At 31.9% G+C, this 20,908-nt stretch carries 20 protein-coding genes; 14 read left to right on the top strand and 6 right to left on the bottom strand.

What is annotated here, in order from left to right; translation table 11 throughout:
- The first annotated feature begins 3 nt into the window (after positions 1-3).
- From ABD730_RS12255 to ABD730_RS12220, 8 genes are all read left to right on the top strand, one after another.
- Positions 4-1,035 carry a hypothetical protein gene (locus tag ABD730_RS12255; RefSeq protein WP_344714936.1) on the top strand — a complete coding sequence of 344 codons (1,032 nt, stop codon included), beginning with the start codon at positions 4-6 and terminating at the stop codon, positions 1,033-1,035.
- Positions 1,035-2,042 (top strand): glycosyltransferase family 2 protein, encoded by a 1,008-nt coding sequence (locus tag ABD730_RS12250; protein ID WP_344714934.1) that lies wholly within the window; start codon positions 1,035-1,037, stop codon positions 2,040-2,042. The genes ABD730_RS12255 and ABD730_RS12250 overlap by 1 nt, the downstream gene beginning before the upstream one ends.
- A complete protein-coding gene (locus ABD730_RS12245; protein WP_344714932.1) occupies positions 2,035-2,586 on the top strand; it encodes a serine O-acetyltransferase in 552 nt (183 codons plus the stop codon). Before ABD730_RS12250 ends, ABD730_RS12245 begins: the two co-directional genes overlap by 8 nt.
- Positions 2,583-3,728 (top strand): glycosyltransferase, encoded by a 1,146-nt coding sequence (locus ABD730_RS12240; protein WP_344714930.1) that lies wholly within the window; start codon positions 2,583-2,585, stop codon positions 3,726-3,728. The genes ABD730_RS12245 and ABD730_RS12240 overlap by 4 nt, the downstream gene beginning before the upstream one ends.
- Before the next feature lie 77 nt (positions 3,729-3,805).
- The gene (locus ABD730_RS12235) at positions 3,806-4,876 is read left to right on the top strand and encodes a glycosyltransferase (RefSeq protein WP_344714928.1); all 1,071 of its coding nucleotides are present in this window, start codon (positions 3,806-3,808) and stop codon (positions 4,874-4,876) included.
- Between the two features lie 14 nt (positions 4,877-4,890).
- A complete protein-coding gene (locus tag ABD730_RS12230; RefSeq protein WP_344714926.1) occupies positions 4,891-6,291 on the top strand; it encodes an O-antigen ligase family protein in 1,401 nt (466 codons plus the stop codon).
- Positions 6,239-7,252 (top strand): glycosyltransferase family 4 protein, encoded by a 1,014-nt coding sequence (locus tag ABD730_RS12225; protein WP_344714924.1) that lies wholly within the window; start codon positions 6,239-6,241, stop codon positions 7,250-7,252. Before ABD730_RS12230 ends, ABD730_RS12225 begins: the two co-directional genes overlap by 53 nt.
- A gap of 56 nt (positions 7,253-7,308) precedes the next feature.
- On the top strand, positions 7,309-8,703 hold the full coding sequence (locus ABD730_RS12220) for a sugar transferase (RefSeq protein ID WP_344714922.1): 1,395 nt from the start codon (positions 7,309-7,311) through the stop codon (positions 8,701-8,703).
- A 12-nt stretch (positions 8,704-8,715) separates the two neighbouring features.
- Here the strand turns inward: ABD730_RS12220 and ABD730_RS12215 are convergent, their stop codons facing one another.
- Together ABD730_RS12215 and ABD730_RS12210 are read right to left on the bottom strand one after the other, a co-directional pair.
- Positions 8,716-9,885: a lipoprotein N-acyltransferase Lnb domain-containing protein gene (locus ABD730_RS12215; RefSeq protein ID WP_334470202.1), complete on the bottom strand. Its 1,170-nt coding sequence runs from the start codon at positions 9,883-9,885 to the stop codon at positions 8,716-8,718.
- A gap of 8 nt (positions 9,886-9,893) precedes the next feature.
- Positions 9,894-10,964 (bottom strand): putative type IX sorting system protein PorV2, encoded by a 1,071-nt coding sequence (locus tag ABD730_RS12210; RefSeq protein ID WP_344714920.1) that lies wholly within the window; start codon positions 10,962-10,964, stop codon positions 9,894-9,896.
- A 268-nt stretch (positions 10,965-11,232) separates the two neighbouring features.
- Here ABD730_RS12210 and ABD730_RS12205 point away from each other — a divergent pair, with 268 nt between their 5' ends.
- From ABD730_RS12205 to ABD730_RS12195, 3 genes are all read left to right on the top strand, one after another.
- The gene (locus ABD730_RS12205; RefSeq protein WP_344714918.1) at positions 11,233-11,991 is read left to right on the top strand and encodes a CDP-alcohol phosphatidyltransferase family protein; all 759 of its coding nucleotides are present in this window, start codon (positions 11,233-11,235) and stop codon (positions 11,989-11,991) included.
- A 33-nt stretch (positions 11,992-12,024) separates the two neighbouring features.
- Positions 12,025-12,906, top strand: coding sequence for a DUF808 domain-containing protein (locus tag ABD730_RS12200; RefSeq protein ID WP_344714915.1), 882 nt, complete (start codon positions 12,025-12,027; stop codon positions 12,904-12,906).
- Between the two features lie 118 nt (positions 12,907-13,024).
- Positions 13,025-13,324, top strand: coding sequence for a hypothetical protein (locus tag ABD730_RS12195; protein WP_215924325.1), 300 nt, complete (start codon positions 13,025-13,027; stop codon positions 13,322-13,324).
- Between the two features lie 2 nt (positions 13,325-13,326).
- Here ABD730_RS12195 and lptB read toward each other — a convergent pair whose 3' ends face one another.
- The 3 genes from lptB to ABD730_RS12180 form a co-directional block, all read right to left on the bottom strand.
- Positions 13,327-14,067: an LPS export ABC transporter ATP-binding protein gene (gene lptB / locus ABD730_RS12190; protein ID WP_334470212.1), complete on the bottom strand. Its 741-nt coding sequence runs from the start codon at positions 14,065-14,067 to the stop codon at positions 13,327-13,329.
- Positions 14,068-14,195: 128 nt separating this feature from the next.
- Positions 14,196-15,029, bottom strand: a complete 834-nt coding sequence (tatC, locus tag ABD730_RS12185; protein ID WP_334470214.1) for a twin-arginine translocase subunit TatC — start codon at positions 15,027-15,029, stop codon at positions 14,196-14,198.
- A complete protein-coding gene (locus ABD730_RS12180) occupies positions 15,029-15,994 on the bottom strand; it encodes a KpsF/GutQ family sugar-phosphate isomerase (protein WP_344714912.1) in 966 nt (321 codons plus the stop codon). Before ABD730_RS12180 ends, tatC begins: the two co-directional genes overlap by 1 nt.
- An 88-nt stretch (positions 15,995-16,082) precedes the next feature.
- On the opposite strand from ABD730_RS12180, the gene recQ reads away from it, so the two are divergent.
- A complete protein-coding gene (recQ, locus tag ABD730_RS12175) occupies positions 16,083-18,284 on the top strand; it encodes a DNA helicase RecQ (protein ID WP_344714911.1) in 2,202 nt (733 codons plus the stop codon).
- Between the two features lie 176 nt (positions 18,285-18,460).
- Here recQ and ABD730_RS12170 read toward each other — a convergent pair whose 3' ends face one another.
- Positions 18,461-18,913 (bottom strand): hypothetical protein, encoded by a 453-nt coding sequence (locus ABD730_RS12170; protein ID WP_344714910.1) that lies wholly within the window; start codon positions 18,911-18,913, stop codon positions 18,461-18,463.
- A gap of 230 nt (positions 18,914-19,143) precedes the next feature.
- On the opposite strand from ABD730_RS12170, the gene ABD730_RS12165 reads away from it, so the two are divergent.
- A complete protein-coding gene (locus ABD730_RS12165; protein ID WP_344714908.1) occupies positions 19,144-20,079 on the top strand; it encodes a peptidylprolyl isomerase in 936 nt (311 codons plus the stop codon).
- A 97-nt stretch (positions 20,080-20,176) separates the two neighbouring features.
- Entirely contained in the window at positions 20,177-20,881 is a 705-nt protein-coding gene (locus ABD730_RS12160; RefSeq protein ID WP_344714906.1) for a tetratricopeptide repeat protein, read from the top strand.
- Positions 20,882-20,908: the final 27 nt, after the last annotated feature.

Genomic DNA, 20,908 nt, shown 5'->3' with positions numbered 1-20,908 from the left:
TCGATGTTAAATATTTACATAGACACATCGTTTTTAACCGAACAACATAGAGGGATTATTTTTCCCCAGTTATTAGGATTACATTATAAACATATCCCATTAGTTAAAGATTTTTATAAAATAACTGTAGACATAAATAAGGCTGATATATTGATATTACCATTACATGTTGAATATTTTTTAAAACACAACAGAGCGGTATATTTTAAATTTTTAAAGCTATTCAAAACATATAAAATACCAGTTTGGGTATATGGTGCTGGAGATCAAGAAACAACATTAAAAGATGATGTTTATACACTTAGATGTGGTGGCTTTAATATAACTTACGATCAGTCTAAAACATTTATAATGTCTTGCTTTGTTTCAGACCCTTATCAAAATAGTTTGAATAATAAATTTACACTAATTGAAAAAAATAAAGTACTAGAGATTGGATTTGTGGGCCACGCTGATGGTAGCGCTTTAAAATGGTTAAAAGAAGCTGCAATTTTTCTAAAATATAATGTTAAACGGTTTCTAAATATTATAGTCAGTGGTCATCAACATTTTTATCCATCTTCGGTAATAAGAAGTAGAAGATTAAAAGAATTAGAAAACACAGATAAAGTGCATACAAATTTCATTTATCGTTCTAAATATCGTGCGGGTGCTAATAGCGTTGTTTTAAGAGAAAAAACGACAAAGGAATATTTTGAAAATATATTTTTTAACCCATATGCTTTGTGTATTCGCGGTGTTGGTAATTTCTTGGTTCGTTTACATGAAACTCTTGCTACTGGGAGGATTCCAGTGCTAATAGATACCGAATGTAATTTACCATTGCCTGAAAGTATTAAATGGGAAAATCATAAAATGCGTATTAAAGAAGCTAATGTTAATAAGCTTCCAGAAGCTTTGGAGGCATATCATAATAAGCTTTCAGATCAAGATTTCGTAGCCAAACAAGAAGAAAATCGTAATTTATGGGTTGCCTATTTTAATTTAGATGGTTATTTAGAGAAATACCTAATGTGTTTAAAGTATAATAAGTAATGACGTTTTCTTTAATTATTTGCACCTATATGCGCCCAAAAGCATTATTGACTTTACTTAAGTCAGTAAATAAGCAAACTTTATATCCAAATGAAATTTTAATTGTTGACGGTTCTAATAATGAGGAAACTAAAGAAATAATCCTTCATAATAATTTTGAAAATTTAAGTTATTATAAGGTCGATGAAAAAAATAGGGGTTTAACCAAACAACGAAATTTTGGAATTTCTAGGGTGTCAGAAGATATAGAAATCGTGTGTTTCTTAGATGATGATACAGTTTTAGAACCAAATTATTTTAAACAAGTTATACATACATTTAATGAAAATAATAATATTATTGGTGTAGGAGGGGTTGCCATAAACGAAAATCGATGGGAGCCAAAGAATGTAGATAAAAAATATAATTCAAATTCGTATTATGAGCTTGATGGATACGTTTACCCTGAGGGTTTACGAAATAGATTTCGAAATTATTTGGGGCTTACATCTCAACTAGCTTCTAACTGTATGCCTGAATTTTCACATGGTCGTACAAGTGGCTATCCATTAACGGGTAAGTGTTATGAAGTAGATTTGTTAATCGGGATGTCTATGTCTTTCCGAAAAACACTATTTAAACATCTGTGTTTTTCAACATATTTTGAGGGTTATGGACTCTATGAAGATGCTGATTTCAGTATTCGGGCATTAGATTATGGAAAAAATGTCATAGATACTAAAGTACAATTAAGTCATTATCACGATGCCGCTGGGCGACCTAATATGTATAAGTATGGAAAAATGGTTTTAAGAAATGGTTGGTATGTTTGGAGAGTAAAATATCCACATCCTAGTATTAAGGCAAAATTTAAATGGCACGCAGTTCATGGGGTATTGTTGTTCATTCGTTTATTAAATGTTATTACTACTAATGAAAGAAAATCAGCCTTAACTGATGCCGTAGGAAGAATAGTAGGATGGTGGAGTTTAATCTTTAATAAGCCTAAAATTATGCATAATGTTTAATAATTTTAAAAAAGACATAGCTAAATATAAGGAGTATAGTAATACTAATAGTTTAGTCTTATTACTTACTCAACAAGGACTGTGGGCATTATTTGTGTATCGCATATCTAACTCTATTTATGTTAGCAATATGCCGAACGTATTGAGACGCGTATTATTAATTCCTTGTTTAATAGCTCAAAAATCTATAGAGATTATAACAGGTATATCATTGCCATACGCATCTACCATTGGTGAACGTTTCTATATTGGACATTTTGGAGGCATTATTATTAATGCAAATGCGGTTATTGGAAATAACTGCAACATCTCCCAAGGGGTTACTATTGGTATTAGTGGTATTAAAGATAAGCGAGGTGTTCCTATAATAGGTAATAATGTGTATATCGGTGCCAATGCTGTTGTGGCTGGTAAAATTAATGTTGGTGATGGAGCCGTAATAGGAGCGAACTCCTTAGTTACAAAAGATGTCTTAAGTAATACAACAGTGTTGGGAGTTCCAGCAATAAAAATAAATAATCATAATTCAAATGGGTATATATGAATAATAAAACAAAGAAATTGTTAATTATATCTTTAGCTCCAACCATTTTGAAAGATGGCAAATATTGGTCCTATTCCCCGTATGTTAATGAAATGGATGTTTGGTTTAAATATGCAGATGAACAACGGATATTAGCGCCATTTTCATATCCAGACGATGTGTTAATTAAACCTTTTAGTACGAACTCAATTAAGCGTTATTATATTCCTTTTTTTGCTTTTAATTCTATTTTAAATACCATTAAGGCTATACTATTTATGCCTTTAATTGTGTTTCAAATGATAAGAGCGATGGCATGGGCAGATCACATTCATTTGCGTTGTCCTGCAAATGTATGTTTAGTAGCTAGTTTTGTACAAATAGTATTTCCTTGGAAAAATAAATCAACTAAATATGCTGGGAATTGGGATCCCAATAGTAACCAACCATGGTCTTATCGCTTACAACAGTCAATTCTACGAAATACTTTTCTTACTCGGAATATGAAGGTGTTGGTATATGGTGATTGGCCAGGGGAAACATCAAATGTGTATCCTTTTATTTCAGCAACCTATAAAGTTGAGGAGCGCGTCGCTTTTAGGGCAAAAGATTATACAGAAGAATTAGTATTTGTATTTGCGGGTATGTTGGTGCCGGGGAAACGCCCCTTACTTACAATTCAGTTTATAGAACAACTAAATCAGCAGGGTATTCCAGCACGATTAGAACTGTTTGGAGATGGCCCTTTAATGCAAGAAATAAAAAGTTATATAGAAGAACGCGGCATAAATAATCAAATAAACATAAAAGGAAACCAAGATAAATCAATTGTGAAAGCTGCATTATTAAAGGCACATTTTAATATTTTATTATCGAAGAGTGAAGGCTGGCCTAAAGCTGTAGCTGAAGGCATGTTTTATGGCTGTATTCCTGTGTCGACTTCTGTGTCTTGCGTAAGTTGGATGCTCGGCCATGGAAGTCGAGGTATAATTGTAGAGCCAACTTTAGATGCTGCCATATCCGAGTTTATCAAAATATTTAAAACAGCCAATTTGGATTCTATGGCTAAAGATGCCATAAATTGGTCGCAGAAATATACTATTAATCGTTTAGAAAGAGATATTAAAGACGTATTGAACGGGACTTTTGAGAGTAGGGTTTGAATAGGTTGTTAAGCGTATGTTATTGGTGCGGATAGAAAAGTGAAAAATGTGAAATTAATAATTAATCGAAAATTAAAATGCCATTACGAGTATTACAATTAATAGATAGTTTGGAAGCAGGAGGGGCAGAACGTATGGCTGTTAATTTAGCAAATGTTTTAGTTTCCGAAGTGGATAGGTCTTATTTATGTGCTACTCGCGCAGAAGGTCTATTAAAAGGGAGCTTGAATGCACGGGTAGGGTACCTATTTTTAAATCGGGTTAGGGTTTTGGATTTTGGTGCTTTAAAACGTTTACTGAAATTTGTAAAAAGGGAGCAGATTACTGTAGTTCATGCCCATGCTAGTTCATATTTTATAGCTGCCTTATTGAAATTAATATATCCTAAAATATCTGTTATTTGGCATGATCATTATGGAAATAGTGAGTTTTTAGATCAGCGACCAAAAATGATTTTGAAATTATGTTCTTATATCTTTAAAGGGATTATTGCAGTCAATGCTCAATTGGCTAATTGGGATACAAAGCATTTGTTGTGTAAACAGGTCATATTTTTACCAAATTTTGTAGTGCCTTACAATACAGTTTCAGTAACAAAACTAAAAGGGGAAAAAGGGAAGAGGTTGTTATGTATGGCTAATTTAAGACCGCAAAAAGATCATGGGACACTTCTAAAGGCATTAAAAATTATTGTTAGTCAATTTTCAGATTGGTCGTTACACTGTGTTGGTAAGGATTTTGATGATGCCTATGCGAAAAGGATTATGAAATTGGTTAAAGAATTGGAATTGGAGCCCAACGTATTTTTTTATGGGAGTTGTAAAGATACTGAACAAATTATGTCTCAAGTAGATATTGGGGTGTTGTCTTCCAAGTCCGAAGGTTTACCCTTGGCTCTATTAGAATATGGGCAAGCAGGTTTGGCAGTCGTAGCTACAGATGTAGGGGATTGCAACCTTGTTATTAGTGATGTAGATTCTGGAACTTTAGTGCCTCCTTTAGATGCTGAAGCCTTAGCAGAATCAATAATAGTATTTATAAAGAATATTACACTTAGACAACAAACAGGAACTACTTTACAAGCTGTTGTCTCTCAAAATTTTTCTAAAGAAGCTAGTGTTAGTCGTTTATTGGCATTATATGTCTAAATTTGTGTAATAAAATGACGAGAGCTCAACAATATAAAAAACGATATCATTTTACCAATGACCTCTATGTCGCTTTGGTTATATTACATCTGCTTATAGGTGTGGCCATTTATTATATCCCTTTCTTTTCGAAATTATATTTTATAATTGTTTGTTTTTATTTTATTGGTAAGGTATTATTGTCAGATAAGGCTTCTAAAGTCATGTGGGTATTATTTGGATGTGCCTACATTGCTGCAGCAGAATCGTTATTTCGGATGACTGGAGGAGGTTTGTTTTATGAGTTTTCTAAATATTATATTATTTTACTTGTATTAATTGGTATGTTTTTTACCGGAGTATCAGGTAAAAGCTATCCCTATTTTGTTTATCTCATTTTATTACTACCTGCAGTTTTGGTAGCTTCTACTACTTTGGGTTTTGATTTGAATTTTAGAACTTCGGTTGCATTTGTATTGAGTGGTCCTGTATGTTTAGGAGCTTCGGCATTGTATTGCTATCATAAAACCATAACACAAGAACAATTATTACAAATTTTAGCCTGTATGACATTTCCTTTACTTGCTATGATGATCTATTTGTTTTTGTACAATCCTAGTATTAAGGAAGTGCTACAAAGTACAGCATCTAATTTTGCAGCTTCGGGTGGGTTCGGTCCAAATCAGGTAGCTACTTTATTGGGGTTAGGAATGGTAACTTTAACTGTTCGTTTTTTTTTAAAATCTCCTACGTTATTTCTAAAACTTTTTAATTTATTATTATTAGCTCTAATCTCCTTTAGAGCTTTAGTAACCTTTAGTCGTGGAGGTGTAATAGCTGCCGTTATGATGATTATTGGATTTTTAGTGATGTTATACAGTACTTCTAAATTTAAAAGGCGGCAACAAATTATAGGCTCTGTTTTTATATTAATTATAGGAGTTGTAATTACTTGGTCAATAACAGCTAGCCAAACGGGCGGATTAATTGAAAATCGGTACACGAATAAAGATGCTGTAGGACGAGAAAAATTAGATCTTTCTACAGGAAGAGTTGAATTGTTTATACATGAGTTCGAAGGCTTTTTAAGACATCCTTTTCTTGGTGTAGGGGCTAGTGGAATGAAACAAGTAAGACTTGAGGAAGAGGGTAAAACAATTGCTTCTCATAACGAGGTGAGTCGCTTGTTTTCAGAGCATGGAATTTTTGGTGTTATAATATTGTTACTACTTATTATTACTCCTCTAGTATACAGAGCCCAACATAAAGGGAATTTATTGTTTTACTCGTTTTTAATCTTTTGGTTTGCAACAATTAACCATTCAGCAATGCGTATTGCTGCTCCAGGATTTATATATGGTTTAGCGTTATTAAATGTTATTTATGAAAAAAAACGTCCTATACATAGGAAACAATTTAAAGAGCAAAACCTCTAATATTTCTGGTATTCAAACCCTTGGTGTTTTACTTGAAAAGGAGGGGCACAGAATTTATTACGCATCGTCTAAAACTAATAAAATAGTTAGATTGTTGGATATGTTCTGGAATATTTTAAAATTATATAATAAGGTCGATTTTGTTCTAATTGACACTTACAGTACTATTAATTTTTATTACGCATTAATTATTAGTCAATTGTGCCGGTTCTTGAATCTTAAATATATTCCAATTCTTCATGGAGGTAACCTTGAAAGTCGGTTAAAACGAAGTCGAGTATTAAGTAATCTTATTTTTAAAAAAGCGTACAAATTAGTAGCGCCATCAAATTTTCTAAAAACTGTATTTGAAAAGTACGGTAATAATAATATTATTCACATTCCTAATACACTTATTATTGATAATTATCCTTTTCAGAATAGGAGTTCTAATCCTCCACGATTATTATGGGTGCGTTCGTTTTCAAAAATATATAACCCAAAATTGGCAATTCATGTATTCAACGAAGTAAAAAAACAGTATTCAAATGCTACTTTATGCATGGTTGGTCCCGATTCTGATGGAACTTTAAGAGAGGTTCAAGAATTAGCTTCACAACTTAAGTTAAACGTTAAATTTACAGGCAAACTAACCAAAAAAGAATGGATTTTAATTTCAAAAGAATATAATATATTTATTAATACCACTAATTTTGATAATACACCTGTAAGTGTTATAGAAGCTATGGCTTTGGGTTTGCCGGTTGTATCAACAAATGTGGGTGGTTTACCGTTTTTAATATCTAATAATATTGATGGAATATTAGTAGAACCTAAAAATGTTAATGCAATGGTAGGCGCTATAATCAAATTAAGTTCGGACGAAGATAATAGAAATAAGTTAGTTTCCAATGCACGTTCTAAAGTTGAAAACTATGATTGGTCAGAAGTAAAACATAAATGGGAAGCCCTTTTGTCCTAAAATTATGTTAAAAATCATTTGTACTTATTATATTTACACCACAGTTTTTCCCAACAATGTCTAAAAAAAAAGGTATTCATTTCGAAGTTTCTGAGCGTAAAATTCTACTTAGAGTTTTAGACTTAGTAATGGTGTACTTAGGTGTATACTGTTTAAGTCTTTACTTTGATTTTGAGTATATTGTTGTTAGTGCAGAAAATAGTGTTGCGTTAATTTTATTAGGTGTTTATGTCTCTATTTTTGCTACCATCTTTGAGTTATACGATTTACAAAAGGCAAGTAGACTAGATACCACCTTTAAAAATATTGTAATAACGGCCTCAACGGTAGTCTTATTTTATTTGTTAACACCTGTTTTGTCACCATTTTTGCCGATAGAGCGTATCCAAATTGTTTATTTATATGTTACAATAATTGTTTCAATTCTCTTATGGAGATTAGTGTATATCAACTTAATTGAATCTCCTCGTTTTTATAAACGAGTCCTTCTTGTTGGAGAAGTATCTAATATAGATGGCCTAATAAAAGCATTAGATACATCAGATCCAAATTATAGAATAGTTGGTTTTATAAATAGTGAAGCTTCCAGTGCTGATTCAGTGAAGTTTACAGGGTTAAAAGAGTTTGCAGCCACAGAATTTTTAGAAACAATTGATAAAGAACGAATATCCGAAATTCTTGTAGCAAGCTTTAATACCGAAGCTATAATGGCTGAGGTTTATCATGATTTAATGCTATTACTAGAACGTGGTTTTAAAATAAGAGATTATTCTCAAGTTTATGAAGAGCTGCTTCAAAAAGTACCTATTCAGTTTGTTGGTAAGGATTTCTATAAGTATTTTCCTTTTAGTCGAAGTAATGAAAATAAGCTCTATATCTTTTTTCATCGTGCCTTTGATGTTACGTTTTCATTAATAGGCCTTATAGTAGGCGTACTATTGTTACCTATTATTTTAATAGGTAATTTAATGGGGAATAAAGGACCTTTATTTTATGTTCAAGAGCGTGTTGGTATAAACGGAAAACCGTTTAATATTGTTAAGCTTAGAACCATGGTTGTTAATGCCGAGAAAGATGGAGTAAAGTGGGCTCAAAAAAACGATAAAAGAATTACATCCTTTGGGATGTTTTTAAGACGCTCTCGTTTAGATGAGGTGCCTCAATTTTATAATGTACTAAAAGGAGATATGAGTATTATTGGACCTAGGCCAGAACGTCCTTTTTTTGTTAGCGAGTTGTCTCGTATAATACCATTCTACGAAACACGTCATATGATAAAACCAGGGTTAACTGGTTGGGCACAGGTTAGTACAAGGTATGGCTCTTCAGTAGACGATAGTCTTACCAAGCTTCAATACGACTTATATTATATTAAACACAGAAGTGTTTTTTTAGATTTTAGTATTACTATAAAAACGCTAAGTACTATTTTGTACTACAGAGGACAGTAGTTTTAGTGGGAATTAATTCTTATTAAAGAATTGTATTAAAAAGACATACCTTACTAATAACGCCACAAGTAACGGAATTAAACCAATAGCAAATACTTGAACGCCACCCAACCAATGAAAAGTCATAAGTGCTAACATGATAATTAAAAACTTAAGGTAGCGCTTAACCCAATTTTTAATTTTAGGTTTTAATAATTGTCCTATTACAATAATATTAAGTGGAAAAGCCCATAGCAAATTATAGTTTTGAGCTGTTGCAGAGTGGTCTGTTAAGAACCATAAAAAGAGTATAATAACACCTATGGCACCTGTAGTCCCAAATATGGTAATATCTAACCAATTGCTTCTAGTATTATTTTTATAATCTTTATAGGTGAAAAATAAAATACAAAGGCTAATTAATCCTATTATAATTAAAGGGCTAAACAGAATATTTAAAGATGAATCTGTTTCCTTTTTTTCATACAGAGTAGAAGAGCTTTTTACTAAATTTTCAGTGTTGTTTAGTGTTGCAGTTTCAAAAAAGGTATGAATATATTGTGGTAAAAACATATGCTCGTTAACAGTTGCTGTTCTGTCAATAACGGAACCCAAAGCAATGTCTATCCCAAAACTTCCCCAAGTATTTAAACCTACATGATCGTGAATAAGGGTTCTAAAGGTTTTTGGTTTAAAATTTTCAGGTAGCTTAAAATCAATTTTACGTTCAGAAACTTTTAGAGTGATATCTCTAATTCGTGTCGCACAATTGTCATAAAAGAAATCGTATAAATAACGTCTGTTTTCTGGTTTATAATTGTTTTCTAAATAATTAAATAGTTTTTGTTTTTCTTCTGTAGATAGGTTTAAGATTTGTTCGTCTATGGTGCGATTATCTTCTTTATAGGCAAAATAAAAATCTTTAAAGTAATGTTTGCTTATCAGGTAATTGAGTTTTCCTTGAGCGAATTTCAAATAAAAGTTAGGAGCTTCAAAGTCGTAAGCACCATAGCCATAAACTACATCAATACCTAAATTTCGATCTTTTACTCTAAAGCCATTGTGGCCAAAAGCATCATTTAAAGAGTTGCCAGGACCAATAGTTAATACCGTTATCTGAGCATCAGGTGATAATTGCCGTTGCTGTGCAAAGTTTGAGAAAAATGTAAATAGGAAAGCAAAAACGAACAGTTTCAATTTCATAATAATGATTATCTAAAGATGCTAAAGTCTATTTTTAAAGAAAATACATTAGAGTATAAAGCTGCACTTTGGTCACCAATATCAGTAAAAGCATAATCGATTTGAATGCCTCTATATTTAAAACCAACACCAAAGTTAGGTTGAAATGAAATTTGTTCAGAATTATCAATCTGAATTTCATTCTGAAAATTACCAACTCCAGCCCTTAAAAAGACTAAATCTGTATAACCAAACTCAAATCCCAAAGCAGGATTTATACTCGCAAAAGATGTTGAAATAATATCGTTGTTTTGGGCAAAACGCATGTTTAGGTTTACAGCTGCTAATAAAGAATAATCATAATGAAAAATCCATTTTTTAGACATTCCTAACTGTAACTTAGGTATTGTTATTTCAGTGGTTTCAGGAAGTTCTTGATTTTCTCCTTCAATAGCACCGCTTATTTGTTCAAACTTATCTTCGTCAATTGACCAAGCATTATAAGTGGTTGTAATATCTCTTGCCATAAAACCAAACTTCCAATTATTGTTACCTTCAAATTGAATGCCTGCATCTAATCCAAATCCCCAAGAAGACGCAAAGTCACCAATAATTCGTCGGATTATTTTAGCATTAACTCCAAAGTTTAAACCATCTAAAGGTAATTTTCTAGCATATGAAAAGGTTAAACCATAATCTGCAGTAGAGAAGGTACTTATTCTATCGTAATTAATATTGCCTTGATCGTCTATTAATTGCGTGGTGTCTAAAATGTCATCAACTCCAAATCTAATTAATGAAATACCTAATGCACTTTCGTTATCTAAAGGCATCGCATAAGCGATATAATTATAATTGGCAATGTTTGCAAAATAGCTAGAATGCATTAAGGAAAGTTGACTGTCTTCAAGATGTACCAATCCTGCAGGATTCCAATATCCAGAATTAACATCAGCAGTTTGTGATACAACAGCATTACTCATACCTAAAGCAGCAGCATCAACACCAATATTCATAAATTCATTAGAATATTTTCTTGTAGTTTGTGCCGAGGCTATAAGCGTAGTAAGTGTTAAGAGAATTACATAGTAATTTTTCAACAGCAATAATTTTTTACAAAGATGCACATTATTTTTCTGAAGTAGTTTAAACTTTTTGTTTGTAATGAAGGTTTTTTTTATCTCACAAAGTCATTTTTAGTTAGATATCCTACGATACAGAGAACAAAAATGATAAATTTTATAGGTAAAATAAAAAGTTTAAATCACTTCTTCCTATTTAACTGTTAAACGTCGTTTTTATTGCATTCTTTATATTGCAATTTGAAATAGACTCAAATACTTTTATATTTTTACAAAAATTAAGTTTATGAGATTAAAACAACATATTCCCAATATAGTAACACTTCTGAATTTGTTTTCAGGATGTATTGCTTTAATATTTGCAGTGAATGGTAACTTTGTTGCCGCAGCATTCTTTGTGTTTTTAGGTATATTTTTTGATTTCTTTGACGGACTTTTAGCAAGAAAGCTAAATGTACAAAGTCCACTAGGTATTCAGTTAGATTCGCTTGCCGATTTGGTAACGAGTGGAGTTGTACCAGGGGTTATCATGTTTAAACTTATTTCATTAGCCTTAGATGCTCCAAATTTTTCAACTCATAGCGATAGCTGGAATTCAGTGTTTCATTGGCAAGGGTTTAAAATGTCTGTTTTGCCATTAATAGGTTTGTTTATTGCTTTAGCTTCTGCTTACCGTTTAGCAAAATTTAATTTAGACGAGGATCAACAAAGTTATTTTAAAGGCTTGCCTGTGCCAGCCAATACGTTAGTAATATTGTCATTACCCTTAATTTTAGAATACCAAAATAGCGATTTAATAAATTCAATAATTATTAATAAATGGTTTTTAATAGCATTAACTCTGCTTAGTTGTTATCTATTAAATTCTAACATAAAGTTATTTGCTTTAAAATTTAAAAATTGGGGATTTAAAGACAATGCTATTCGTTATATTTTTCTAATTTTAAGTGTGGTGTTATTAATTTTACTTCATTTTGCAGCAATACCACTTATAATTGCATTATATATAATACTTTCATTATTAACAAAATCTAGTATAGTTTAACTCAACACATTTTCTAAATAGAATTTATAATTAATGGCTTCAGGATTTTTTGCATTACTAGATGATATAGCGACTTTGATGGATGATGTCGCTGCGATGACCAAGATAACAACGAAGAAAACAGCAGGTATTTTGGGGGATGATTTAGCCGTAAATGCAGAAAAAGCATCAGGGTTTGTATCTTCTCGTGAAATTCCAGTACTATGGGCAATTACAAAAGGCTCATTTTTAAATAAATTAATAATTTTACCTTTAGCGTTTCTATTAAGTGCGTTTTTACCTTGGTCTGTTATTGTTATTTTAGTGCTAGGAGGGTTATACTTGTCTTATGAAGGGGCTGAAAAAATCTATGAATTTTTTGTACCTCACCCTAAGGAAGTGACTAAAGAATTTAAAGGAAACTTTACAGAACAAGAATTGTTAGATTTAGAAAAAACGAAGATAAAATCTGCAATTGTAACTGATTTTATCCTATCTGTTGAAATTGTTATTATAGCCTTAGGATCTGTAGTAGGAGAACCAATAACAACTCAAATCATAGTTGTATCTATTGTAGCATTAATAGCTACCGTTGGTGTTTATGGTATTGTAGCATTAATAGTAAGAATGGATGATTTTGGATTACAGCTAATTAATAAAAGTAATGGAGGAAAAGGTATTTTATTTTCAATCGGAACTTTTTTGGTTTGGGCTTTACCAAAACTAATAAAAAGTTTGTCTGTTATTGGGACTATAGCTCTACTTCTTGTTGCTGGTGGGATCTTTGTCCATAATATTGAATTTTTACATCATTTCTTAGAACAAATTCCTTCTATTTTAAGAGACTTTATTGTCGGATTAGCCGTTGGATTAGTTTGTTTAATTTGTGTTGAAATATTTAAAAAGATATTTTTTAGTAAGCGTTCTAAACATTAAAAATAGCAACGTTAATTGGTGTGAAAACTTGTTAAATTTAAAGTTGGTTAATAGCATAACCCTAACTCTAATATTGAAATGAAAATATTAGGACCTATTAAATTAAAGCGAGTAAAAAATGAAAAAATTTAAACTTAAAGAGTTAGTAAGAGTATTTTTATTTCTATTAGTAGTTCAGTTTATTATTGGTTTAGCAGATGTTTTACTATCTCAAGCTCACAGTGAGTTATCTTCAATAACGTCTTTACTAATAGCTATTTGTAGTTATCCTTTGAGTCTTATCAGTAGCGATTTACCATTTTATGTCTCAGAAAGCATATTAATGGTTATTTTATATTGGATTATAAATCTAATGATACAAGCTGTGATTTTGTATATAATGCTAATTGTGGTAAAAAAGATGAGAGAGAGTAAATAATCTTAAAACTCAAGCTTTGTTTTACGTAGCTCAAAATTCTGACCTAAATAAACTTTTCTTACCATTTCATCACTAGCCAATTCTTCAGGTTTCCCTGCTTTAAGAATGTTACCTTCAAACATCAAATAAGTTCTGTCAGTAATTGCTAGTGTTTCTTGTACGTTATGGTCTGTAATTAAAATACCAATATTTTTCTTAGTCAGTTTAGCAATAATTCGCTGAATATCTTCAACAGCAACAGGATCTACACCTGCAAAAGGTTCATCCAATAGAATAAAACTAGGATCGGTGGCAAGTGCTCGTGCAATTTCTGTTCTACGACGCTCACCACCAGAAAGTAAGTCGCCTCTATTAGTTCTAATATGGCCTAAACCAAATTCTTCAATTAGCGATTCCATTTTAGCGTGTTGCTCTTTCTTACTTAATTTTGTAAGCTGCAATACACTTAAAATATTATCTTCAATACTTAGTTTTCTAAAAACAGAAGGTTCTTGGGCTAAATAACCAATACCATTTTGAGCACGTTTGTACATTGGATATTTCGTGATGTTGGTATCGTCTAAATAGATGTTTCCTCCATTAGGCTTAATAATTCCAACAATCATATAAAAAGAAGTGGTTTTTCCAGCTCCATTCGGACCCAATAAACCAACAATTTCTCCCTGATTAACCTCAAGGGAAACATCTTTTACTACTTTTCGTCCGTTATAGGACTTCATTAAATGTTCTGCTCGTAACTTCATATTATTTCTAAGAACGCTAAATTTAATAAAATCATATAGATTCTATTTGCTTTGGCAATCATTTATTAAAAGTTTAACCTTGCTCTGTGTTTAAAATTTAGATAATGCTATACAAATAATCTAAAATTTTAAAGCGAATTGGCACGTTTTTCTTTTCTTTTTTGATTTTTAACAACTATAGCCGAGATATAAATACTAATCTGATATAATAATAATATAGGAATAGCTACAATAACCTGACTTGCAATATCTGGAGGTGTAATAATTGCAGATAATACCAATACTATAACTAGTGCAAATTTTCTATATTTCTTTAAAAACTGCGGAGTTACAAGACCTACTTTTGTTAAAAAGTAAATAATTATAGGTAATTCAAAAACAAAACCAGAGGCAATAGCAGAAGAACGTACAATCGCAATTACGGAGCTTATATCAAATTCATTAGAAATCTGCTCACTAATTTGATAATTGGCTAAGAAATTTATAGATAAAGGTGTCACAATATAATAACCAAAGAGTACACCAAGAAAGAATAAAAAGGATGCAATAACTATAAAACCTCTAGAGTTTTTACGCTCACTCGGTTTTAGTCCTGGACTTATAAAACTCCAAAGCTGATAAAGCACATAAGGAAATGAAATTATAAAACCAGCATAGATAGAGGTCCAAATATGTGCTGAAAATTGACCAGCAACAGTTCGGTTTTGAATGATAAAAGGAAATTTATCAGCGCAAAAGGTCGTATCTGTCATACCTAAAAACTGAGACATCTTACAAAGGCCTTCATAGGTAGGGAAGTCCATATGTGTTGGCCCAAAAATGATGACATCAAAAATAAACTTTTTAAAAATAAAGGCTAATGTTGCTGCAATTACAATACTAATTGTTGCTCTAACTAAATGCCATCTTAAATCTTCGAGATGATCTAAAAACGACATCTCATCCATTTGTTTTTTTGCCATTATATAATGCCTTCTTTTATTAAATCGTGAAGATGAACCACACCTGAGTACTTGCCATCATGTTCTACCAATAGTTGAGAAATTCCAAACTCTTCCATAACTTCCTTAGCATCAACAGCCATAGCGTCTTCAGAAATGCGTCTTGGATTATTACTCATAATGTCTTTGGCTTTTAAACCCGTAAGATCATCACTTTTACTTAACATACGTCTTAAATCACCATCTGTAATAATACCTACAATTTTATCATCTTCTACAACAGCAGTAACACCAAGCATTTTCTCTGTGATTTCTACAATTACTGTTTTTAATGAAGCTTCAAGATTAACTTGTGGTTTTTGGTTTTGTGAAGATAAATCGTTTACTCTTAAATAAAGACGTTTACCAAGTGCACCGCCTGGATGATATTTGGCAAAATCTTTACTTGAAAAGCCTCGTAATTCCAATAAGCAAACCGCTAAAGCATCTCCCATTACCAATTGTGCAGTAGTGCTAGTTGTTGGAGCTAGATTATTAGGACAAGCTTCTTGAGCGACATAAGCATTCAAAATATAATCGGCTTGTTGTCCTAAAAACGAATCTTTATTGCCCGTAATAGCGATCATTTTATTATTTGCATTCTTAATAAGTGGTACCAAAACTTTAATTTCTGGCGTGTTTCCACTTTTAGAAATACAAATAACAACGTCGTCTTCTAGAATTAATCCAAGGTCGCCATGGATGGCATCAGCAGCATGCATAAAAACAGCTGGAGTACCAGTAGAATTTAAGGTTGCAACGATTTTGTTAGCAATGATAGCACTTTTGCCAATTCCTGTAATAATAACACGACCTTTAGACTGGTAAATTAACTCTACTGCATCTGCAAAATCTTCCGTTAGTAAATCTGATAAATTATCAATAGCTTTACTTTCTAATTTTATCGTTGTTTTTGCAGTTTTTAAGATGGATTGTTTAGTGTTCAAAACTTATTTTTTATAGAGTTTTTTAAATATAAAGAATTTGTTATCTTTAAAGTTGTTGCAAATGTATATAAAATACTAATAAGGATTAATGAGTATTGCAGAAATTGACTTACATACTTCACTAAAAAAACACTTTGGATTTTCAGAATTCAAAGGTCTTCAGGAAGAAGTTATAAAAAACGTCGTAGCAGGTAATAATACTTTTGTTATTATGCCAACAGGAGGCGGAAAATCGTTATGTTATCAGCTACCAGCTTTAATAGCAGAAGGCACAGCTATTGTTGTGTCGCCTCTTATTGCACTGATGAAAAATCAGGTAGATGCTATAAGGGCTGTATCTGAACACGAAGGTGTAGCACATGTTTTAAATTCGTCTTTAAATAAAACAGAAGTAAAACGTGTTAAGGATGATATTACAAATGGCATTACTAAATTGCTATATGTAGCCCCAGAATCATTAACCAAAGAAGAGTATGTTGACTTCCTACGGACAGTTAAAATTTCTTTTATGGCTGTTGATGAAGCGCATTGTATCAGTGAATGGGGACACGATTTTAGGCCAGAATATAGAAATTTAAAAACTATAATTAAACGTATTGGTGACGATATTCCTATCGTTGGTCTTACCGCTACAGCTACAGAAAAAGTTCAGGAAGATATTTTGAAAAGCTTAGGAATGCCTAATGCTGTAACATTTAAAGATTCTTTTAATAGACCCAATCTTTATTATGAGGTACGACCAAAAACTAAAAATGTAGATTCAGATATTATTCGTTTTGTTAAGCAGAATGAAGGAAAATCTGGAATTATTTATTGTTTAAGTCGTAAACGAGTTGAAGAGTTAGCACAAGTTCTTCAAGTTAATGGAGTAAAAGCCGTACCATATCACGCCGGTTTAGACGCTAAAACTAGAGTAAAACATCAAGATATGTTCTTAATGGAAGATACAGATGTGGTGGTGGCGACAATTGCTTTTGGAATGGGAATAGACAAACCAGATGTGCGTTTTGTAATTCACCATGATATTCCTAAAAGTATTGAAAGCTATTATCAAGAAACAGGACGAGCAGGACGAGATGGAGGAGAAGGACATTGTTTGGCCTACTACGCTTATAAAGATATAGAGAAACTTGAAAAATTTATGGCCGGGAAGCCTGTTGCAGAACAAGAAATTGGACATGCATTATTACAAGAAGTTGTTGCTTTTGCAGAAACATCTATATCTAGACGTAAATTTATCCTTCATTATTTTGGGGAAGAATTTGATAATGAAACTGGAGAAGGTGGAGATATGGACGATAATGTACGTCATCCTAAAAAACAAGTACAAGCTCAAGATGATGTTCAGATTTTATTAGATACAGTCAAAAAAACTAACGAAAAATATAAGGCTAAAGATTTAGTTCAAGTGCTTGTTGGAAATTCAAATGCACTTATTTCGTCTCATAAAACAGATCAACAAGACTTTTTTGGAGTTGGTAAAGCTAAAAATCCAAGATATTGGATGGCATTAATCAGACAGGTCATCGTTGCACGTTATTTGAAAAAAGACATTGAAACTTATGGTGTGCTAAGATTAAGTGAGAGTGGTTTGGATTTTATAACCAATCCTCAATCTTTTTTAATGGCAGAAGACCATGTTTATGATATAGATTCAAGTGATGGTATTGTTACAAATACTAAAGGAGGTGGAGCCGTTTCAGATGATAAGCTCATGAAAATGCTTAAAGATTTAAGAAAACGGAATGCTAAAAAATTAGGTGTGCCACCTTTTGTAATTTTTCAAGACCCTTCTTTAGAAGATATGGCTTTAAAATATCCTATTAATATAGAGGAATTATCTAATGTACATGGAGTAGGAGAGAGTAAAGCCAAAAAATACGGTAAAGATTTTGTGAATTTAATAGCGGATTATGTTGAGGAAAACGACATTATGAGGCCTGATGACATGATTGTGAAGTCTACAGGAACAAATTCTGCGATAAAGTTATATATCATTCAAAATGTAGATCGTAAATTGCCACTAAATGACATTGCCTCTTCTAAAGGTATGGAAATGCCAGCTTTTATAAAGGAAATGGAATCCATTGTGTTTTCCGGAACAAAATTAAATATTGATTATTGGATTGATGATATTTTAGACGAAGACCAACAAGAAGAAATCCATGACTATTTTATGGAATCTGAAAGCGATAAAATAGACGATGCAATTGAAGAATTTGATGGAGATTACGATGATGAAGAATTACGTTTATATCGAATTAAGTTTATGAGCGAAGTGGCGAACTAAGTCCTTATAATATTTGATGCTTACCCTAAGCCGTCTAAAATTATATTTATATATAGTAAAGGCGAGTTGTAAAATAGTATCGAGAACACTATAAATAATCAACTAGTGTTCTCGATACATCATTTTAAATGTTTGCTAAACTTCAATTTTAATTTTACTCGAAAAAGAGATTATAGCTATTCTTCCTCATCAGAAGCATCAATCACAACATATTTACTAAACAAAAGGTCGTGTTTTTTTACTTTGATTTGAATACTTTTAAGTGTTGCTTCTTCTAATTTTTTTACATCATGTTCTTCAATCTGAAAATCAATCTTAGTAACATATCTTCCTTTAATATCAGAACTTTCAGATTCAAACTCTGGCATATCAGCATCTAACTGTAGTTTAAAGTTATCATCAGAAAACACAAGTTGAGCGCCATTTTTAGATTTAACATTTAGCTGACCAACAATAACTGTCTGAAAAAAGAAATATCCTCCTAATTCGTTTAAACCAGCAAAAAGCACATTGTTTTCAGAAACACCAAAAGGTTTGTTTTCCACATCAGTTATAATAGCTTCAATAGTATCTCCAGGTATAGAATTAGAAGTTTTAGAGCCAAAGAGTTTAGATAGGGAAAATGCCATGTGTTTTGTTTTTTTTCAAAACTAACTTTATTAATTTAAATGTCAAATTTAAATTCTACTCTTTAGTTTCAAAGTGGTGTGCTCGCTATTTAAATTATTGATATTCTGGTTGGTATTTTTCAAAATCTATTTGGCGATGCTATGAGGGAATTTTGCAAATCTACAAACCTCCTACTTCAAACTTCCAACTCAGTTCACTATCTTTGCAGTCTTAAACAAAAGAAAACACAATGCAAGACGGTTTATACGCAAAATTTAACACCTCAAAAGGTGTGATATTAGTAAATTTAGAGTTTGAAAAGACTCCAGGAACAGTTGGTAATTTTGTAGCTTTAGCAGAAGGTAATTTAGAAAATTCTGTTAAACCACAAGGGACTCCATATTATGACGGATTAAAATTTCACAGAGTTATTCCTGATTTTATGATTCAAGGTGGTTGTCCGCAAGGTACAGGAACGGGACATCCTGGTTATAAGTTTGATGATGAGTTTCATCCAGATTTAAAACATAGTGGCCCTGGTGTTTTAGCTATGGCAAACTCTGGTCCAGGTACCAATGGAAGTCAGTTTTACATTACTCACATTGCAACCGATTGGTTAGATAATAAACATACAGTATTTGGAAATGTAGTAGAAGGACAAGATGTTGTAGATTCTGTAGCTCAAGGAGACATCATTGAAAGCTTAGAAATAATAAGACAAGGTGAAGCTGCCGAAAAATTTAATGCCATTGAAGCGTTTAGAACATTTGAAGGTTCTAGAGAAAAGCGTATCGCAGCAGAACGTGAAGCTGCAAGAGCAGAGTTAGATAAGTTAGCAGCAGGTTTTGATGAAACAGAATCTGGTTTACGTTACCAAATTATTCAAAAAGGTGAAGGTAAAAAAGCAGAAAAAGGAAATACAGTATCTGTACATTACAAAGGTCAGTTAGCAGATGGGACGGTTTTCGATTCGTCATACAAAAGAAACTCACCTTTAGATTTTCAAGTTGGTGTTGGTCAGGTAATTCCAGGTTGGGATGAAGGTATCTGTCTTTTAAACGTTGGTGATAAGGCACGTTTAGTAATTCCTAGTGATTTAGGATATGGCGCAGCAGGAGCTGGAGGTGTTATTCCTCCAAACGCAACATTGGTTTTTGATGTAGAATTGATGGATGTAAAAGCTTAAGATTTATCTTGATTTAGTAACAAAACAATAAAAGAATCGTCTCACTATTAAGTGAGACTTTTTTTTGCACTTAGATCAACCAAATAAACTGACCATTATGAAGGCTAAAATTTTAATAGTGTTTATTGTAATTATTACATGGAGTTGCACTAATTCTGTAAACTATTCTGAATCTTTTAAAAAGGAAACAGCAGGATATTACCTTTATAATCCTGATGAACTTATTGAGGTGTATTATGAAGGTAATGTGCTCTTTTTAAATTGGAAAGAAGGTAAAATTGAACCAGTAGCCTTAGAAGAGAATGAATTTTTTGTTGCAGATATGTATAAGAAATTCCGGTTTGTACAACATCCCGAAACCAAAGCACGCTATTTATCTGTAATTCCTGAAGGTGATGAAGCTAAAATTACTTACGATTATTTAAAGGCACCAAAAGGTTATAAAACACCAAGTATGCATTTAAAAGATGGTAATTATAAAGAAGCACTTGAAGGGTATTTAGACATTAAGAAAGAAGATTCTACAAGCTCTTATATAAATGAATGGAGTTTTAATAAAATAGGCTATAAGCATATGAGTAACCACGAGTATGATAAAGCTATTGAAACATTAAAAATTAATGCGGCTTTACATCCTAATAGTATTAATGTTTACGATAGTTTGGCAGAAGCTTATTTGCTAAAAGGGGATAGTTTACAGGCTTATAATAACTATAAGAAGGTCTTAGATATATCACCGACAAGTAAACGTGCAAAACGGTTTGTAGAGGGCAATGCTAGTAAGTTTCAAAAGTCATTGTAGGTTCTTTGCTTAATAAAACAGTTTAGT

This window comes from Winogradskyella damuponensis (assembly GCF_039538385.1).
GTDB classification, from domain to species: domain Bacteria; phylum Bacteroidota; class Bacteroidia; order Flavobacteriales; family Flavobacteriaceae; genus Winogradskyella; species Winogradskyella damuponensis.
Note: the sequence above shows the minus strand (reverse complement) of the source record. Positions and strands in the feature narration are given on the sequence as shown.

Bases quoted from the DNA above. Each gene is read 5' to 3' on its own strand.
- ABD730_RS12235 (WP_344714928.1), top strand. From the start codon at position 3,806: ATGCCATTACGAGTATTACAATTAATAGATAGTTTGGAAGCAGGAGGG.
- ABD730_RS12205 (WP_344714918.1), top strand. From the start codon at position 11,233: ATGAGATTAAAACAACATATTCCCAATATAGTAACACTTCTGAATTTG.
- ABD730_RS12200 (WP_344714915.1), top strand. From the start codon at position 12,025: ATGGCTTCAGGATTTTTTGCATTACTAGATGATATAGCGACTTTGATG.
- ABD730_RS12220 (WP_344714922.1), top strand. From the start codon at position 7,309: ATGTCTAAAAAAAAAGGTATTCATTTCGAAGTTTCTGAGCGTAAAATT.
- ABD730_RS12195 (WP_215924325.1), top strand. From the start codon at position 13,025: ATGAAAAAATTTAAACTTAAAGAGTTAGTAAGAGTATTTTTATTTCTA.
- ABD730_RS12225 (WP_344714924.1), top strand. From the start codon at position 6,239: ATGAAAAAAAACGTCCTATACATAGGAAACAATTTAAAGAGCAAAACC.
- ABD730_RS12240 (WP_344714930.1), top strand. From the start codon at position 2,583: ATGAATAATAAAACAAAGAAATTGTTAATTATATCTTTAGCTCCAACC.
- ABD730_RS12245 (WP_344714932.1), top strand. From the start codon at position 2,035: ATGTTTAATAATTTTAAAAAAGACATAGCTAAATATAAGGAGTATAGT.
- ABD730_RS12165 (WP_344714908.1), top strand. From the start codon at position 19,144: ATGCAAGACGGTTTATACGCAAAATTTAACACCTCAAAAGGTGTGATA.
- ABD730_RS12250 (WP_344714934.1), top strand. From the start codon at position 1,035: ATGACGTTTTCTTTAATTATTTGCACCTATATGCGCCCAAAAGCATTA.
- ABD730_RS12230 (WP_344714926.1), top strand. From the start codon at position 4,891: ATGACGAGAGCTCAACAATATAAAAAACGATATCATTTTACCAATGAC.
- ABD730_RS12160 (WP_344714906.1), top strand. From the start codon at position 20,177: ATGAAGGCTAAAATTTTAATAGTGTTTATTGTAATTATTACATGGAGT.
- ABD730_RS12170 (WP_344714910.1), bottom strand. From the start codon at position 18,913: ATGGCATTTTCCCTATCTAAACTCTTTGGCTCTAAAACTTCTAATTCT.
- recQ (WP_344714911.1), top strand. From the start codon at position 16,083: ATGAGTATTGCAGAAATTGACTTACATACTTCACTAAAAAAACACTTT.
- lptB (WP_334470212.1), bottom strand. From the start codon at position 14,067: ATGAAGTTACGAGCAGAACATTTAATGAAGTCCTATAACGGACGAAAA.
- ABD730_RS12215 (WP_334470202.1), bottom strand. From the start codon at position 9,885: ATGAAATTGAAACTGTTCGTTTTTGCTTTCCTATTTACATTTTTCTCA.
- tatC (WP_334470214.1), bottom strand. From the start codon at position 15,029: ATGGCAAAAAAACAAATGGATGAGATGTCGTTTTTAGATCATCTCGAA.
- ABD730_RS12255 (WP_344714936.1), top strand. From the start codon at position 4: ATGTTAAATATTTACATAGACACATCGTTTTTAACCGAACAACATAGA.